The organism is Dyadobacter sp. BHUBP1 (assembly GCF_050587785.1).
GTDB lineage: Bacteria > Bacteroidota > Bacteroidia > Cytophagales > Spirosomataceae > Dyadobacter.
Genome location: NZ_JBOBIH010000002.1, coordinates 204694 through 221786 on the forward strand (window position 1 = coordinate 204694; position 17093 = coordinate 221786).

The window sequence follows — 17093 nt, forward strand, 5'->3', positions numbered from 1 at the left end:
CTTCATCAGCAAACTGAAAGAATTATGTCAATTACCGAAGTAGCCGTAAAGAGACCGCTCTTCATAACCGTAGTATTCGTAGTACTGATACTGTTTGGTTTGATTAGCTACAACCAATTGTCTTACAACTTGTTGCCTAAATTTGAGGCCAATGTTGTGAGCGTGATGACGACCTACCGCGGAGCTTCTGCCGACGAGGTCGAAACGAACGTCACGAAGCATATCGAGGACGCGGTATCGGCCATTGAAGGGCTGGACCAGATCAACTCGACTTCGCAGGAAGGCGTTTCATCTGTAATTATTCAGTTGAAACAAGGCGTTAGCGTCGATCTGGCGCAGCAAGAGGCGCAACGGAAAGTGGAGCAGGTGATTTCGCTCCTGCCCGACGATGCCGATCGCCCTGTCATCAACAAGTTCTCGACCGACGAAATTCCGGTTTTGAGAATGGGTGTGACTGCGAACCTATCGCCGTCTGCATTGTACGATTTGATCGACGACAAGCTGAAACCGCAGCTTTCGAACGTGACGGGAGTGGGGCAGGTGACCATTATCGGCGGTACCGAGCGCCAGATCCAGGTGAATATCAGTCAGGATAAATTGAAGGCCTATCATTTGTCGATCAGCCAGGTTTCGGCTGCGATCAACAATGCGAACACTTCCTACCCGGCTGGTCAGGTGAAAACGCAGGAAGACCAGTTGTCTATCCGTTTCGATGCCAAGCTCACTACTGTTGCCAATCTTAGAAATGTGATTGTAGGTAAATCCTCGAACGGTGGGCAGATCTTCCTGCGTGACATTGCCGAGGTGTACGACGGCGTGGCCGATGCTACGGCTGTGAACCACATCAATGGCCGTCCGTCGGTTGCATTGCAAATCCAGAAACAATCTGATGCGAATGCAGTGGACGTGAGCAAGCTCACCCGCGAGCGCCTGACGAGTCTTGAAAAACAATATGAAGCACAAGGGTTGAAGTTCAATATTGCTTCCGACCAATCCATTTATACGTTAGCTTCGGCCAATGCGGTGGTGTTTGACTTGGGCCTCGCGGTACTGATCGTGTCCGTGGTGATGCTCTTGTTCCTTCACAGTTTCCGCAGCTCGATGTTTATCCTGGTGGCGCTGCCGTCGTCGATGATCCCGACATTCATATTGATGAGCCTGATGGGCTTCTCGCTGAACCTGATGACGCTCATGGCGCTCTCCCTCGTAGTGGGTATCCTCGTCGATGACTCCATTGTAGTGTTGGAAAACATCAACCGTCATATGGAAATGGGCAAGAGCCGTTGGCAAGCCGCATTGGATGGTCGGGCCGAGATTGGCTTTACGGCCTTAGCGATCACCCTTGTGGACGTGGTGGTATTCGTGCCGCTCGCATTGACGCAGGGTCTTATCGGTAACATTCTCCGTGAGTTCTCGCTGGTGGTGGTATTCTCGACATTGATGAGTTTGCTCGTGTCATTTACATTGACCCCATTACTCGCCTCACGTTTCGGCAAGCTGGAAGTTTTGGATAAAAACAGCCTTTGGGGCCGTTTGAACCTCGGCTTTGAAAGATTCCTGGATAATGTCAAAGAAGAATACGGTCGGATTCTGACATGGGTACTGGGGCACAAACGCTATATTTTCCTGCTTTCGATCTTCCTGATCGTTGGTTCCATCGCATTGGTGCCGGGGGGATTCGTGGGAGCAGCATTTATGCAGCAAAGCGACCGCGGGGAGTTGAATGTGTCGATTGAACTGGCGCCTACCGCGTCCGTTTATCAGACCAACCAGGTTGCTCAGCGCGTAGAGAAACTTCTTTTGGCGAAACCAGAGGTAACCAAAGTATTTACCAACGTAGGTTACAGCAGTACCGGTTTGGGAACCACTTCCAACAGCAACATCGCCGATTTGACGGTTCAGCTAGTAGATAAAAAAGAGCGTACTGTTTCGTCTGAGGAATTTGGTCAGGGTATTCAAAAAGAAATCCTGCAAATACCGGGCGTAAAAGTGACCGTAGCCCCGACCTCGATCACCGGTAATGCCAACCAGGCGCCGATCCAGGTAGCCGTGAAAGGTACCGACATGGCCGTGATCCGTAAAACTGCCGCGCAAGTGAAAGATATCGTTTCTTCTGTGCCGGGTACCTCCAACGTGGATTACTCGGTGGACGACCCGAAACCGGAAGTAGGCGTGACCCTCGACCGCGAGAAAATGGCGCAGCTCGGCATCAATGCCGCCGAAGTAGGGGCTACCTTGCAAACCGCATTCCGCGGCGATGACCGTTCGAAGTTCAAGCAAAATGGCAAGGAGTACGATATTATGGTTAATCTCGACCAGTTCGACCGCTCGAAGGCCGACGACATTCGTCAGCTAACTTTCGTGAACAATCAGGGCAAGACCTTCGAGCTCTCGCAATTCGCAACCGTGAAGGAAGGAATGGGAGAAAGTGTACTGCAACGCATCGACCGTCTGTCGTCGATCACCATCAATTCGCAGGTAGTGGGCCGCCCATCGGGTTCCATCGGTGCCGATATTCAGGCCAAAATGGCGAAAGTGAAGCTCCCCGAAGGCATCAGCATCGAATACCGCGGTGACCTGAAAAACCAGGCCGATGCATTCGGCAGCCTCGGAGTGGCATTGTTACTTGGTATCGTTCTGATCTACCTTATTATGGTAGCGCTCTACGAAAGTACCATTTACCCATTTGTGGTACTCTTCTCGATCCCGGTTGCACTCGTAGGCGCATTGACCGCCCTCGCATTGACCATGGAAAGCTTGACCATCTTCTCGATCGTCGGTATGATCATGCTCCTCGGTCTGGTTGCTAAAAACGCGATCCTGATCGTCGACTTTGCCAACCAGTTGAAAGAAGAAGGATATGCGTTGAAAGAAGCGCTTATCGAAGCAGGCAAGGAACGTCTCCGCCCGATTTTGATGACCACCATCGCGATGATCGCAGGTATGTTGCCTATCGCATTGGCCTCCGGCGACGGTGCCGAGGTGAAGAATGGTATGGCCTGGGTGATTATCGGTGGCTTGACTAGCTCGCTTCTCCTGACATTGTTCCTGGTTCCTAGTGCATATTACGTGGTAGATAAGATTAAGGAGCGGTTTGCAGGGCGAAAGAAGCGGAAAGTGAAAGAGGAGATGGTTTTGGAGGCGTAGTATTCGCTTTGCGGCATACCGTGACCCAATGTTACGGTGCGCTGCACCTATAAATATCTTGGGTGCTCTGCACCTGCTACAATTATTACGGCGCTCTGCGCCTGGCTTTATGGTCCAGGCGCAGAGCGCCGTAATAATTGTAGATGAAATTAAAAAAATCGGAAGGTGCCGCGCACCGTAAGACAATCGTGGGATGGTTCGTTACACCCTCACGCTTTCAATGCGTTGGATAAAGAACACCAGCTCCCGGAAAGTCATAAAAATGTCACTAACGCGCGGATTGTAGCCGGCCTCCTGTTGAAATGCCATTGCATCGCTGTAAATGCACCAGAGATGGTCGAGCATTTCGGTAGGGCTGCCTGCGTTTAACAGTTCTTTTACTTGCCTGCCATAAGCGAGGCATACCGAATCCTCGGATTCGGTTGTGTGTGATTTTATCATGTTGATAATGTGTTAGGATGAATGAAAATGCCCTGCATTAGGTGTCCTAACGCCATTATCAGCGTCCGGGGGACTTTCGAAACACCCACACCATAGCAGGGCAAAACATTGTAGCTTTTTCATGATTGATAATGTTTAAGGAGGGTATAAGTTGGGAAGCTACTTGGAGAAATGCAAAGTGAATCGATTGCAATTTTCAAACGGTAAGAATGCGCGAAAATTGGTATTTTTCGGTTTAACCTAAGCTTCGACCAATTTGAGAATCAAAATTTGTCTTACATCATTATTGATCATTACCCAAATGAATGCTTTCGGGCAACAAAAGCAGCGGTCAGTCGAAGCATTGATTAACAAGGAAGACCCAGGCTGGCCTTTGGTTTTGGAATGGATTGAAAAGGCGACAAACCCAGTTGAGCTATTACCAGTTGATAGCCTCCGTGCGCGGCAGGCACTGTACGATATTCAAGTTACGACCCGCTCGCCTATGGGAGCAATCGTATTCATGAGTGGCGGAATTTTGATTGATCATGGTTGGCTAGGCATCCTGGGTTCGGGAAGTGCAAGACCAAGCAGGGTACTACCCATCTGGCAAAGAACCATTCAACTTAAAGCTTCTGAGAGCAGTCCGGCATAGTCGCAGACGATGCAATTGGTGGAAGCTAGATGGCGAACGGATGTTTCGTTGTTGATTTCTAAACTTAAACTCCAGAAGCAAAATGAGCAGTTTAATTGACCGAAATCTTTGGAGCCGGATTACCCTGACTGGCAACTTTTCTCCTCTTGGGCTTAACTTCCGCTTGCATTTGCGCCGCTTCGGCTTTCATGATTTGTTCAATTGTTTCAAACTGAATAATCGGAGCCTTTCCGACGAGTAACGCGAGTTCAATCAATTTGGAAATCGTAAAGTTGAAATTGCCATTCAAAATCTGGGATACGTAGGAAGGAGAAACGTTCAATTTCTCTGCGACCTGTTTTTGGGTGAGGTTGTTCTCTTCCATGTAAGTTTTGAGCAGATTGAAAACCTCAATCTGAACATCTGTCAACCAATAGGTAGGGCTCCTTAAAAGATCCTCGCGGTTTTTCATACTAATATGCAGTTACTCCTTCTGAATGAATGTCATTTACCAGCTTTATGAGATATTTCAGATCGGCTTTCTGGTTATTCTTGCGGCCGCCGAGCAAGATTACTTTGCCAGTCTTTTCCAGTTTAATCAGGTAAAAGCGCAGATTCTTACTTTTAGCTTCGTAAAGTTGGAAAGGTAATTCTTTCGAGTGAATGAGGCGAAACATAGTCTTAGGCAGCATTTTCAGATCACACACCTTTTTCAGGATGTTGTAAAGCTTATCTACTTCGTTGGCTAAGGTAGACTCAGGCGAAATCTCGTGTTCAAACTCGTCGATCTGGCACGATTTGTTGATGACAAGCTTATACAATTTAATTCTTGTAGGTCCGAGCCTGTCGGATAAACGGATGCTGAATTTTGACATAAAGTTAAGTTGTAACTTAATATTTGTCAAGCCTGGTATTCGGCTCGTATCAGCATAAGGCCTTGTGTGTGCTTACATTAATCTATTTTCAAATTACCAATGAGTAGCGTGTAGGAATAAGTGAGCAAACGGTTAAGTAGACGACAAGAAAAAAGGCCAGCAACTGTCGATTGACAACTCCTGACCCCCATGACTTAATGACAAGAAGAAATGGCCTACTTCCACTTCTCCCCAAGCACCTTCATCCAATAACCCCCAACCACCGACCGCGCCCGAAAACCGACCGACTTCCCATTGGTGGTTTCATGCCAGTCCGATAGCGGAACGCGGTCTGTTGTCCCATTGACATACTTATAAACAGGCAGGATCAAAGCCTGGAAATCGTCGGGTTTGTCGGCCAGGGTAGCAGTCCAGACGATCCAGTCGGATTTGGAGTAGGTTTTGCGGCTGTCGAGCGGCAGGCCGAAAGGCTGTTGTTTGGTGAGGTAGTAAGCGATTTCTTTCTGGGCGACGGTTTTGGGAAATACATTTAAGCCGAGCAGCTTGTCCCAAACGAGGTTGTATTTCTGGCTCCAGGTGCCTTTTTTATCGAAGGTCAATGCGTAGTGATCGCCGTCGGCGGCTATTTGCATCCATTTTTGGGCGAAGTCTTTGGTTAATGCATTTACTTCGGCGGCTTCCTTCGTATCTCCAAGCTGCTCCGCAAGTTTGGCGTAGGAGGCTAGCCCCATAATGGATTTAATGGACAGGTTGGTATTGCGCGCCAAATGCCCTGCGAAATCGTCGGTGCAGAGCTGGTTGGCGGGATCGAAACCTTCCTTTTTCAGGTAATTAGCCCAGGTGGTGAGGACTTTCCAATGCTTTTTGGCAAAGTCAGTGTTATGCTCGGCTTTGGTGATCGCGTAGGTGAGGATAAGCATATTGCCGGATTCTTCCACGGGCATGTCCTCGCCGTAGGTCTGTCCGTTCGCGAGCGGGTAGGTGCCTACGTCGTGCGCGGCGAAAGGTTTGGCCCATTTACCGCTTTCGGAATAGTGGAAAATGGGTTCTATCATGCCTTTAAGCAACGTCGGGTTGTAAAGGAGGAATAATGGAGCCGATGGATAGGTGACATCGACCGTTCCAATGGAGCCGTTGCTGAAATTCTCTTTCGAGAAAAACAGCGGCGTGCCGGTTGGATCTGCAACGAGTTTGTGTGCTGAAATGGCCTGGCGGTAGGCGAGCACGCAAAGCTCGGCATATTGCTTGCCGCCGGCGTTGAATGCGTCGTCGTAAATCGCCTTGTCGGTATCGTCGCAGGTTTGAAGAATTTTAGTAAAATCGGTTTCCGCGCTTTTCAATTCACCGGCGATGGTTTTGTTGCCATCCTTGTTCCACCATGGGCGGAGGTTCTGGCCGAAATATTGTACCGAATAGCCATCATCATAAGCCAGCAATGCATGCAGCGATTTGCTCTCAGCTCCTACTTTTCCTGCATTCAATATTAAACCCATTGATTTGGTATCCGCAGGAGCGGCACCGGCCTGATCGACGCTAAGTGTGCCTTTGGAGGCAAACTCTTTAACAATATCTGTTGAGATCCCGATCGCAGAACCTTTCACTGTACTTTGTGGTGCGGAGAGATAGGCCTGCCCCCAGTCAATGCGGACGTCGTCGCCTTTTCTGGCTAGCGGATTTTGGACGGAATTAGCCAGAGATAATGTAGTCAAACCATCCCGGTTGGCTTCTTTGCCCAGTACCGACTGGCTGGCATCGTTGGTAGCCCAAAGGCCGGAGACCGAATGGAGAATACTCACATCGTGCTGTTTGCCGTCTGCTGATTTGACTTCATATACAACATAATTTACAGGACGAGATAACAAAGTCAGATCTCTCAAAATCAAAGGCGCCACAAAGCGGACGGTCAGTTTCACCGGACCTGCATCGAAACGGTAAATCGATTGCGTAGCCTTCAATTCCAAACCAGTTTGTTTTGCCGGAGCAACGGCTTCTGCACCTTTGGGGGCGATTTCATCTGCCAGGCCAATGTCGATATAGCCCGGTCCTGCACCATTTTTTACATAAGCGGCCAATGTGTTTTTGCCTTTTTTCAAAGCCTTCACGGCCGCTGGGCTCATCGGTTTGAATTCGTAATCGCTTGTGTAGCAGGGCGCGCAGTCGAATGCAGGCACGCCGTTGATGAAAACCTGCACGTCGTCGTCGTGGAAGATATTCAGGACAGGTTTTTCAAAATCGACGCTAGTAAGGTTGAAATCACGCCGGTACCAGAGCTCTTTTGGGAATTCTGTGCCGCCTTTGAGCATAGCATCGTTGCGCTCATGCGTACCGAATGGCGCGGGCCCCTGCTTCCAGGTGCTGATATTGTAGCCCTCTTTGAACCACCATTTGGGATCCGGCTTAGTGGTCGTGAATTTGGCGTTGTAAGCTTCCTGCTTGGCAGTCGGCAGGATGGTCTTCATTTCAGCGGTAGCAACCCCCATAAAGCGGTAGGCTTTGCCGTCGACACGGATGAGGCCGTCCATCGGATGGGGTTTGCCGGTCCAGTGTTTGGTGACGGAGCCAGCGAGCTCGTCGCCGAACGACCATACACTGGTGTAAGGGTCGATGGTTACCAGCGGCGTGGCTGGCGGCCGGATGGATTGGGCAAAAATCGTTGAAGTTGTGAGTAATGTCAGCGCGGTAAGCCAGCGTTTGGGCATAGTTTTGGTTGGTTAGGGGGTATGGGTCATGGTATGACGATCACTTCTTCGCAAACGCGGCCTTCCCGCTATCCAGAAACGAAGCAAACTTCACCGGATCCAAATCGTAATTTTTAGGAGTTACAAGCAAGTTGCCTTCATGATCCACGAGGCAGTAATGCGGCTGTGCATTATTGTTATACTTGACAATTTGCAGGTCAGCATTCTGGGCGCCGATGGTTTTCTTCACCTTGTTATCATATTTGGAAGTATACCATTGCGACTCGGGAAGTTCCGTTTTATCATCGACGTACAATGCGACGATCACGTAATCTTCGCGGAGGCGTTGCAGAACGGCGGGATCTACCCACACGCGGGCCTCCATTTCACGGCAGTTGACGCAGCCGTGACCTGTGAAATCGATGAAAACAGGTTTATTGACTTTTTTGGCATAAGCTAATGCTTCCTGGTAATCGAAGAAGCCTTCGAGCTCGTGGGGTAAATGGAAAAGGTCGGAGTACTTACGCGCTTCTCCGGAAAAGGCTGATGGCGTGGCAGCCGCAACGCTTCTTTTATTCAGGTCAAAGTCCAGTGTCGATTGCGGAGGCAGATAGCCAGCCAACGCCTTCAATGGAGCGCCCCACATGCCTGGGATCATGTACACAACAAATGTGAAGGTCACAATCGCTAGCAGCAGGCGCGGAACGCTCACTTTTTCAATAGGCGAATCGTGCGGCGTGCGGATCTTACCGAGCAGGTAGAAGCCCAGCAATGCGAAAATGACAATCCAGAATGCGAGGTATACTTCGCGGTCGAGCAAATGCCAGTGATAGACCTGGTCGGCAATGCTGAAAAACTTCAAAGCCAATGCCAGTTCAAGGAAACCGAGCACCACTTTCACGGTATTCAGCCAACCGCCTGATTTGGGCAGGGATTTCAGCCATTGCGGAAACAATGCAAAAGAGGTGAATGGGATCGCAAATGCAGCTGAGAATGCCGCCATGCCCACAATAGGCTTCACCACTTCGCCGCCCGCCGACGCTACCAGCAAGCTACCGACGATCGGGCCGGTGCAGGAAAAGGACACGAGCACTAATGTGAATGCCATAAAGAAAACGCCGGCATAGCCGCCCTGATCGGCTTTCTGGTCCATTTTATTCACAAAACCACTCGGCAGCACGATCTCGAAAAGGCCCAGGAACGACAGACCGAACGTAATGAATATCGCGAAAAACAGCAGGTTAGGAAGCCAGTGCGTGCTGAGGAAGTTGGCAAACGCCGGGCCATTCAGCCGCGAAACGACGGTACCAATTAATGTATAGATCAGAATAATAGATATACCATATACAAATGCCTTGAACTTGCCCTTTTCCTGGTTCGTGAAAAAGCTCACGGTCATCGGGATGATCGGGAAAACGCATGGGGTAAGCAACGCTAATAAGCCTGAAAGGAATGCGGCCAACGCAAAGCCGAGTAAGGAGCCGCCGGCAGGAGCCTCGGCCGCCGAAGCTTCGGCACCCGTAGTACCGGACGCAGATTTTTGGGTCGCTGCAACGGCCGAGCTATCACCTGTGGCAGGAATGTCTCCGGCCGAAACGGCTATCGATGTATCATTCGAGTTGGCGGAAGCAGCCGGCGCAGTAGTAGGTGTTAGGGCCGGTTTGTCTGCCGGTGTAGTGGCTCCAACAGTGGGCTGCTCAGTTGTGTTGGCAGCGGCGGCGACTTTCAATCCTTTAAACTCGAAATCTTCTCCTCCCGGAATGCAGAGCCCGCTCACATGGCTGCAAGTCTGGTATTCGGAAGTTCCCTTGATAACCGGATTGTCCGCAAGGATTTTGACTGTTTGTTTGAAAACACCCTTTCCTTCGAAATAACGCACATTACCCTGCCATACTTCTTCGAATTTGGTCTTCGGATTCTGTGGTTTCAGTTTGCCGACCACTTCAAAAGTATTGTTCTTTTCAAAGGTAAAAGTAGTCAGCATCGGGCCCAGGTCGGGGTCGAAGTCAGAGGAGTACATATACCAGTCCTTGTCGATGGTTGCGGTAAAAACCAGGTCGACAGTCTCACCTTTTTTAACTTCCGGTTTGGAAAATGAATAGGTCCAGTGTGCTTTAGCCTTCTGGACTTGCGCCTGCGCGAAGCCGGCTGCTAAAAGGCAAATGGTGAGAATGAGTATTATACCGCGTTTCATGTCGATGTTTTGGGGTAATGGCTTTGCCCGGGATACTGTCAGCGGACACCCGGCGATCAATCTACAATTTTGATAGAGCTTTCTTAACCAACGTAATTTTCACAAAAAAATTCATCAATTGAAATTCCCTTTTCAGCGATTCGCGTTTCTGCTACCTTTGTCGGCTCAAATCCAGATAAGTTAACAGTTATTAACATGTCCCAGACCTTATACGTAGTCAAGATCGGCGGTAATGTGATCGATAATCCCGAAGCATGTACCCGTTTCCTGAAAGCTTTTGCGCAACTCAACGCACCCAAAATCCTCGTCCACGGCGGGGGGAAGGTGGCGACACAGGTAGCGGCCAAGTTGCAGATCGAAACGCAGATGGTCGACGGTCGCCGCATTACCGACCAGCCGATGCTGGATGTGGTAACGATGGTCTACGGAGGATTGGTGAATAAAAACCTGGTGGTACAACTGCAAGCTGCCGGCTGCAATGCCATCGGTCTCACCGGCGCCGACGGGGGGATCATACGTTCGGTCAAGCGACCTGTCAAAACGATCGATTACGGATTTGTGGGCGATATTGAAGCCGTGAATGGAGCACAGATCAGCGCAATCCTGGCTAGCAGCCTCACACCGATCATCGCGCCATTGACATACAGCGCCGAAGGCCTCTTGCTCAATACAAATGCCGACACCATGGCCTCCGCGACAGCCGTAGCGATGTCGGAAGCATTTGAAGTTAATCTGATTTATTGTTTCGAGAAAAAGGGCGTGCTTTCCGACCCCGACGACGATGATGCGGTGATCAGCAAACTTATCCCGGCTACTTATGAAGAGTATAAGGCAACCGGTGCGATTAATAAAGGTATGATTCCGAAGCTCGATAATGCATTTGCGGCATTGAAGGCAGGTGTGAAGCAGGTGACGATTTGCCATGCGGATGAGCTGGCGAATGCGGTTTCCGGTGGGGCGGGGACGGCGATTGTATCTGATTAGTTACATATTAATTCTGGTCAATTTTATAGCCTAATTATTAAATTTTCTTAAAATTTAATTTAAAGTTCTTAAATTGCATGAGTTAAACCCACTCATTACCATGCTGTTTCGAAAAGGCCTTGTTCTGGTTTTTTTGCTGTTGTTGTGTGATTGGTGTGCAGGCCAGGCTCCCGAGTTTTATAAGGATGTACAACCGATTATTCACGCTAACTGTGTTCCGTGCCACCGCGCGGGCGAGGCAGCTCCGTTTCCGCTGGTGACGTTCGAGGACGTTACCAAACGCTCCAAGTTTATCAAACAGGTAGTCAGTTCGCGGTATATGCCCCCCTGGAAGGCCGATAACCATTATAATTCCTTCGCAAACGACCGCTCGCTGAGCGAAAAAGATATTAAAACGATCGTCGGGTGGATCGATGCCGGTACACCCAAAGGCAAGGCTAATGTAAAAGCCGAGCAGGAGCTGCAGGCGCGCCTCGATGCCGGAACGGCTTATAAACGCAAGCCGGATCTCAAACTCAGCATGAAAGACGCATTCACGCTGAAAGGCGATACGAAGGAGCGCTTTGTGATGTTCAAGATCCCATTTGAAATGGCGCAGGAGGCGAATGTGGAGGCAATCGAGTTTACTTCCAACAACAAAAAGCTCATCCACCACGCCAATTTCGCAATCCATCCCGTGCCCGATGCGTCGGTCGACCTGTATAACACGGTCGATTTTGTAGATCTGAGCGGTCCGGAAGGTGACAAGTATTACGAATGGGTCAAATACAAAAAAGAAATGACCTACTATGGCGGCTGGATCCCCGGCACGACGGTGGAAGCCTACCCCGAAGATATGGGCTGGATAATGCCCAAGCGGGGCGTAGTGCTGCTCACGGTGCATTTCGGGCCCAGCTCGGTGGATGCGCAGAGCATCGACGGCTTGAATGTTTTCTTCAAAAAGACTCCTATTAAGCGTAAGGTAAAGGTGATCAGTCTTGGGTCTGGAGGTATTGGTGAAAAGGATATTACACCGCCGCTGATGATCTTCGCTAATGAGGTGAGCAGCTTCAAACTGCGTATTGCGAACAACCAGCCCGACATTTCACTGCTGTACGCCTGGCCTCACATGCACTATCTGGGTAAGGAATTCAAGGCTTATGCGACGCTGGCTACGGGCGATACCGTCGGCCTTGTGCATGTGCCTGCGTGGGATTTCCGCTGGCAGGAGATTTACAAGTACAAAAAGCCGGTATTGCTGCCAAAAGGGGCCGTGGTGACGATGGAGGCTACTTACGATAATACGGCAAGTAACCCCGCAAATCCGCACAACCCGCCGCAGTTGGTGATGTCAACGGGCAATATGCGGAGCGATCAGGAGATGATGACGCTCATCCTGATGTATGTCGACAGGCAACCTGGCGACGAGGAGCTTGTTTTCAAGTGGAATTGATTCTTACTGGTTTATAAACGGTATTGCATGGGTAAACTCTATTATCTGTTGTTTTTGCTGCCATTTTCCGTTTTCTCCCAACCTGTTTTCAAGAAATTGTCCCCGAAAGAAACCGGGGTGAATTTCATAAACCGGATCGAGGAGAACGATTCGCTGCACATTTTCCGGTATGAGTATCTCTACAACGGAAACGGGATCGGTGTGGGCGACTTCAATGGCGACGGCAAACCCGATTTGTTCATTTCCGGCAATACGGTTCCTAATAAGCTGTTCCTCAATCGTTCCCGGGAGGAAGGCATTGCATTTGAAGACGTCACCCGCAAAGCGAAGCTGGAAGGTAATGGTAAATGGGCAACAGGCGTGAGCGTCGCGGACGTAAATGGCGATGGCCTGGCGGATATCTACGTTTGCCACTCCGGGTTTTATCGGAAGCTGGCGGATAAGAACAATGAGCTGTTCATTAACCAGGGACTGAAAGGTGGTGTGCCGGTTTTTAAGGAAGTAGCGGTGGAGGCGGGTTTGAATGCGATCGGGTCGCAGTCGACGCAAGCTGCGTTTTTTGACTATGACAAAGACGGGGACCTGGATATGTTCCTGCTCAATCACTCCAATCACACTGTCAATCCGTTCCTGAATACCAGGGAAATGCGGGCAACACCGAACCCTTATTTCGGCAACCGGCTTTTCGAGAATGTCGGCGGAAAAGGAAAGTTGAAATTTCAGGATGTGACGCAAAAAGCGGGCATTATCAACAATGCCCTGAACTTCGGACTAAGCGTGGTGGTGGCGGATATCAACCAGGACAGTTGGCCGGACTTGTACACGACGAGCGATTACACGGAGGTGGATTGCTATTATGTCAACAACCGGAATGGTACGTTTACCGAGTCGTTGCGCAAGTCGTTTACGCACGTTTCCAGATTTTCGATGGGCGCAGACGTGGCCGATTTCAATAACGACGGCCGTCCCGATGTACTGACGCTCGATATGCTGCCCGAGGACAATCATCGCCAGAAGTTGCTCAAAGGTCCGGACGTATACGATCAATACCATTTGCTGCTCGACAGCGGATATTATCATCAAAATATGCGCAATATGCTGCATCTCAACCGTGGAGCCGATGAGGCAGGTAATGTGCGTTTCAGCGAAATAGGGCAGCTGGCAGGCGTAAGCAATACTGACTGGAGTTGGGCAGGCCTGATGGCCGATCTCGACAATGATGGCTGGAAGGATTTGCTCATTACCAACGGCTACTTGCGGGATTTTACCAATATGGATTTCCTGAAATACACCGTGGCCGACGAACAAATGAAGGAAGCTGCCAAAGGCAACCTGAATTTCAAAACCTATAATCTGGTGCAAAAAATGCCGTCCAACAAGCTCAGGAACTACTTATTCCGGAACACCGGCAAACCTGGAAGCTTTGGTTTTGAGGATGTTTCTGAAAAATGGGGCATGAATGAGCTGGCGGTTTCCAATGCGGCTGCATATGCGGATTTTGATGGTGATGGCGATTTGGACATGATCATTTCGCATATTAACGACCCGGTTTCAATTTATCAGAATCAAACGAATAGGAAGGGCCTGACACTCCGCCTCCTCGGCCGGAATGCCAACTCCAGGGCGTTCGGCGCGAAGGCGCGCGTGTACGCAGGGGGGATCATGCAATATGCCGAGCTCTATCCGGTGCGGGGGTACCAGTCGACGGTCACTACCGACCTGCATTTTGGCCTGGGTAATGCAGGAAGTGCCGATTCAGTGAAAATAGAATGGCCCTCTGGAAAAACTACTTTCCTGGGCACTCAGGCGGCCGGGTTGCTGACGTTGAATGAAACCGAAAGTATTGACCCAAAGCCCAATGCGCCTGCTTCTGCTCCCTGGTTTCACAAAGTGGCTGCACAAACATCGGGAATCGATTTTGTGCACCAGGAGAATGATTTTGTGGATTTCAAAGTGGAGGTTTTATTGCCTTACCAGCTTTCGCGGCTGGGCCCGGCACTGGCAAAGGGTGACGTGAACGGTGACGGTCTCGATGACGTGTTTCTGGGGGGCGCCTCGCATCAATTCAGCGTGCTTTATATTCAAAAGCAGGATGGTACATTCGAAGGCGCTAGCGCCCAGCCATGGCGTCAGAACGTAATTTGTGAAGAAGTCAATGCATTGTTTTTCGATGCTGACCGCGATAGCGATCTCGATTTGTATGTGGTAAGCGGGGGGAACGAGTTCGACGAAAATGCCCCTGAATACCGGGATCACCTGTATTTGAATGACGGAAAGGGCGTTTTCAGGGAGGAAGTACTTGCGCTTCCGTCCATGCGTAACCCTAAACAATGCGTTGCGGCGGCGGATGTGGATGGTGACGGAGATCTAGATCTTTTCGTAGGAGGCCGCGCAGTGCCTGGCTCATTTCCCACACCCGCGAGGAGCTATTTGTTAAGGAATGATTCTCAGGGAATTAATGTGAAATTTACGGATATTACCGCTGGTGTGCCTGCGCTACTAAGCCCTGGTATGGTTACAGCAGCTGTTTTCACAGATCTAAATGCGGATAAAAAGCCGGATCTGCTGCTAGCAGGTGACTGGATGGCTGTAATGACTTTTAAAAATACGGGTGATACGTTTGAAAACCAGACAGTTGAAGAGCTGAAAAACTCCGATGGGATGTGGGCTGCCGTCGAAGCCGCAGACCTTGACGGTGACGGCGACGTCGATTTCATTCTCGGTAATGCAGGTGTAAATAACCAATACAAACCTACACCCGAACGCCCGGTAACGATCTACTACGACGATTTCGACAAGAACGGCGTGATAGACCCGGTTTGTACCTACTATATCGGCGAAAAGAGCTACCCCATGTTCTCCCGCGACGAGATGCTCGACCAGATGACTGCTTTGAAAAGGAAATACACGAACTACGCTGGTTATGCCGATGCTACCATTGAAGACGTTTTCGGCAAAGATGCCGTCGAAAAGAGCAAGAAAGTGTATTGCAAGGAACTGAGCAGCATTGTGTTGGAGAACCTGGGAAACTTCGGGTTCAAACGGCATGCGCTTCCTGAAACCGTTCAGTTTTCAAGAACGAGCAGCATTATTGCGCAGGATTTAAACAGCGATGGTAAAACGGATCTGGTCCTGGCAGGTAATTTTTTACCTTACCGGGTTCAGCTCGGGCCTTGCGATGCGTCGGTTGGGGTCGTGTTGAAGCAGACAGCGCCTTTTCAATTTGAGGTTCTTCAGCCTTCGGAAACCGGCTTGTGGGCAGGCGGCGACATCCGGAGTTCGGTTTTGTTAAATAATAAGCGTATATTGTTTACCGTTAATAACGACCAGCCCGTCTTGCTCGAATGGAAAAAGTGATACGAAATAGGGCTCTCCAATGCTTCGTGTATGCATTATGCATGCTTACGGGTGTGTATGCACAACCGGGTACGGCCCTGCTGCACCGCGCAGAGCAGAATCTTACGCGGGTGATCGTGCACGACATATTTTCGCCGCCGGTGGCGAGCCGCATTTATCTTTATGCCAATGCGGCGGCTTATGAAACGCTGGTACTGGGCCATGAAGGTTATAAAAGCCTTTACGGGCAGGCTAACGGTTTCCCCAAAATAGAAGCTCCGCGCGATAAAGGCTGGGCTGCATCGGGGGATATTAATTATAAACTGGCTGCGTTGTATGCCTTTTTCAGGACTGGCGGGCGGCTTGTGTTTTCAGAACCGATGTTGAAAGACAGCATTGAGAGCATTCTGGCAAACTGTGGCGAGCGTGACGAGATCGTTTATCAAAATTCCCTGCGCCTGGGAGAAATGGTGAGCGATAGCATTCTGGCATGGTCGGCGCGCGATAATTATGCAGCCACGAGGAAAAAACGCAGGTACACATATAGCAAGGAAAGAGGAAAATGGACGCCTACGCCGCCCGGCTATATCGACGCCGTGGAGCCTTATTGGAGCCAGATCCGCCCCGTTGCGCTCGATTCGGCAGGGCAATTCAAGCCCGTTCCGCCTCCGGCGTTCAGTACCGAACCCTCGAGCGTGTTTATGCAGGAATTGAAAGAGGTTTATGACAAAACACGCGGTCTGAGCAGGGAAGAAATCCTGATTGCCAGTTTCTGGGATTGTAATCCGTTCTATCTTAATACACAGGGGCATTTGAACTTCGCAACGAAGAAACTTTCGCCAGGAGGCCACTGGATTTCAATTGCCGGGCAAGCCACCGAAAGCGTCGGGAAAAGCTGGATTGAATCCTCGGCCGTGTACCTGCTTACTTCTATCGCATTGTTCGACGGCTTTATCAGTTGCTGGGACGAAAAGTACCGCAGCCAGTTCATCAGGCCCGAAACGGTGATTAATGCCTATGTGGATGAAAAGTGGCGCCCCTTGCTTCAAACACCGCCATTTCCGGAGTATACCAGCGGGCACAGCGTGATATCAACAGCCGCTGCCGAAGTGCTGGAAGCGGAGCTGGGAAGAGGCTTCGCATTTGACGATGACACCGAGACACCTTACGGGTTGCCAGTGCGGCATTTCGCATCTTTCGCGGCGGCGGCTGAGGAAGCGGCGATCAGCAGGCTTTATGGAGGAATTCATTACCGCTCGGCCATTGCGAACGGACAAAAGCAAGGTAGAGGGGTTGGATTACAGGTTATTCAGAAAATACGGCTAAAAGATACAATAAGCAAATAGTCTATCACTATTGTATGTTAATTATTAATATTTTTTAATAAATGTTA

Annotated in this window: 11 protein-coding genes; 6 read left to right on the forward strand and 5 right to left on the reverse strand. The window is 50.0% G+C overall.

Features of this window, described 5'->3' with window-relative positions; all coding sequences use genetic code 11:
* The first annotated feature begins 24 nt into the window (after nucleotides 1–24).
* Nucleotides 25–3147 carry an efflux RND transporter permease subunit gene (locus ACQ4MZ_RS07630; RefSeq protein WP_430844037.1) on the forward strand — a complete coding sequence of 1041 codons (3123 nt, stop codon included), beginning with the start codon at nucleotides 25–27 and terminating at the stop codon, nucleotides 3145–3147.
* Nucleotides 3148–3348: 201 nt separating this feature from the next.
* Here the strand turns inward: ACQ4MZ_RS07630 and ACQ4MZ_RS07635 are convergent, their stop codons facing one another.
* Nucleotides 3349–3588: a hypothetical protein gene (locus ACQ4MZ_RS07635; RefSeq protein WP_430844038.1), complete on the reverse strand. Its 240-nt coding sequence runs from the start codon at nucleotides 3586–3588 to the stop codon at nucleotides 3349–3351.
* Nucleotides 3589–3844: 256 nt separating this feature from the next.
* Between ACQ4MZ_RS07635 and ACQ4MZ_RS07640 the strand changes: the two genes are divergently transcribed.
* Complete coding sequence (locus tag ACQ4MZ_RS07640; RefSeq protein ID WP_430844039.1) at nucleotides 3845–4222, forward strand: DUF2625 family protein; 378 nt, start codon at nucleotides 3845–3847, stop codon at nucleotides 4220–4222.
* 91 nt (nucleotides 4223–4313) lie between these two features.
* Here the strand turns inward: ACQ4MZ_RS07640 and ACQ4MZ_RS07645 are convergent, their stop codons facing one another.
* The 4 genes from ACQ4MZ_RS07645 to ACQ4MZ_RS07660 form a co-directional block, all read right to left on the reverse strand.
* A complete protein-coding gene (locus ACQ4MZ_RS07645) occupies nucleotides 4314–4673 on the reverse strand; it encodes a helix-turn-helix domain-containing protein (protein WP_430844041.1) in 360 nt (119 codons plus the stop codon).
* 1 nt (nucleotide 4674) lies between these two features.
* Nucleotides 4675–5076, reverse strand: coding sequence for a hypothetical protein (locus ACQ4MZ_RS07650; protein WP_430844043.1), 402 nt, complete (start codon nucleotides 5074–5076; stop codon nucleotides 4675–4677).
* A 215-nt stretch (nucleotides 5077–5291) separates the two neighbouring features.
* A complete protein-coding gene (locus tag ACQ4MZ_RS07655; protein WP_430844044.1) occupies nucleotides 5292–7775 on the reverse strand; it encodes a glutaminase domain-containing protein in 2484 nt (827 codons plus the stop codon).
* A gap of 40 nt (nucleotides 7776–7815) precedes the next feature.
* Nucleotides 7816–9948, reverse strand: a complete 2133-nt coding sequence (locus tag ACQ4MZ_RS07660) for a protein-disulfide reductase DsbD family protein (RefSeq protein ID WP_430844045.1) — start codon at nucleotides 9946–9948, stop codon at nucleotides 7816–7818.
* Between the two features lie 195 nt (nucleotides 9949–10143).
* Between ACQ4MZ_RS07660 and argB the strand changes: the two genes are divergently transcribed.
* From argB to ACQ4MZ_RS07680, 4 genes are all read left to right on the forward strand, one after another.
* Nucleotides 10144–10932: an acetylglutamate kinase gene (argB, locus tag ACQ4MZ_RS07665; RefSeq protein ID WP_430844047.1), complete on the forward strand. Its 789-nt coding sequence runs from the start codon at nucleotides 10144–10146 to the stop codon at nucleotides 10930–10932.
* A 100-nt stretch (nucleotides 10933–11032) separates the two neighbouring features.
* Nucleotides 11033–12364, forward strand: a complete 1332-nt coding sequence (locus ACQ4MZ_RS07670; RefSeq protein ID WP_430844049.1) for a cytochrome c — start codon at nucleotides 11033–11035, stop codon at nucleotides 12362–12364.
* Nucleotides 12365–12391: 27 nt separating this feature from the next.
* On the forward strand, nucleotides 12392–15721 hold the full coding sequence (locus ACQ4MZ_RS07675; protein WP_430844051.1) for a VCBS repeat-containing protein: 3330 nt from the start codon (nucleotides 12392–12394) through the stop codon (nucleotides 15719–15721).
* Complete coding sequence (locus ACQ4MZ_RS07680; RefSeq protein ID WP_430844053.1) at nucleotides 15709–17046, forward strand: vanadium-dependent haloperoxidase; 1338 nt, start codon at nucleotides 15709–15711, stop codon at nucleotides 17044–17046. Before ACQ4MZ_RS07675 ends, ACQ4MZ_RS07680 begins: the two co-directional genes overlap by 13 nt.
* Nucleotides 17047–17093 lie beyond the last annotated feature (47 nt).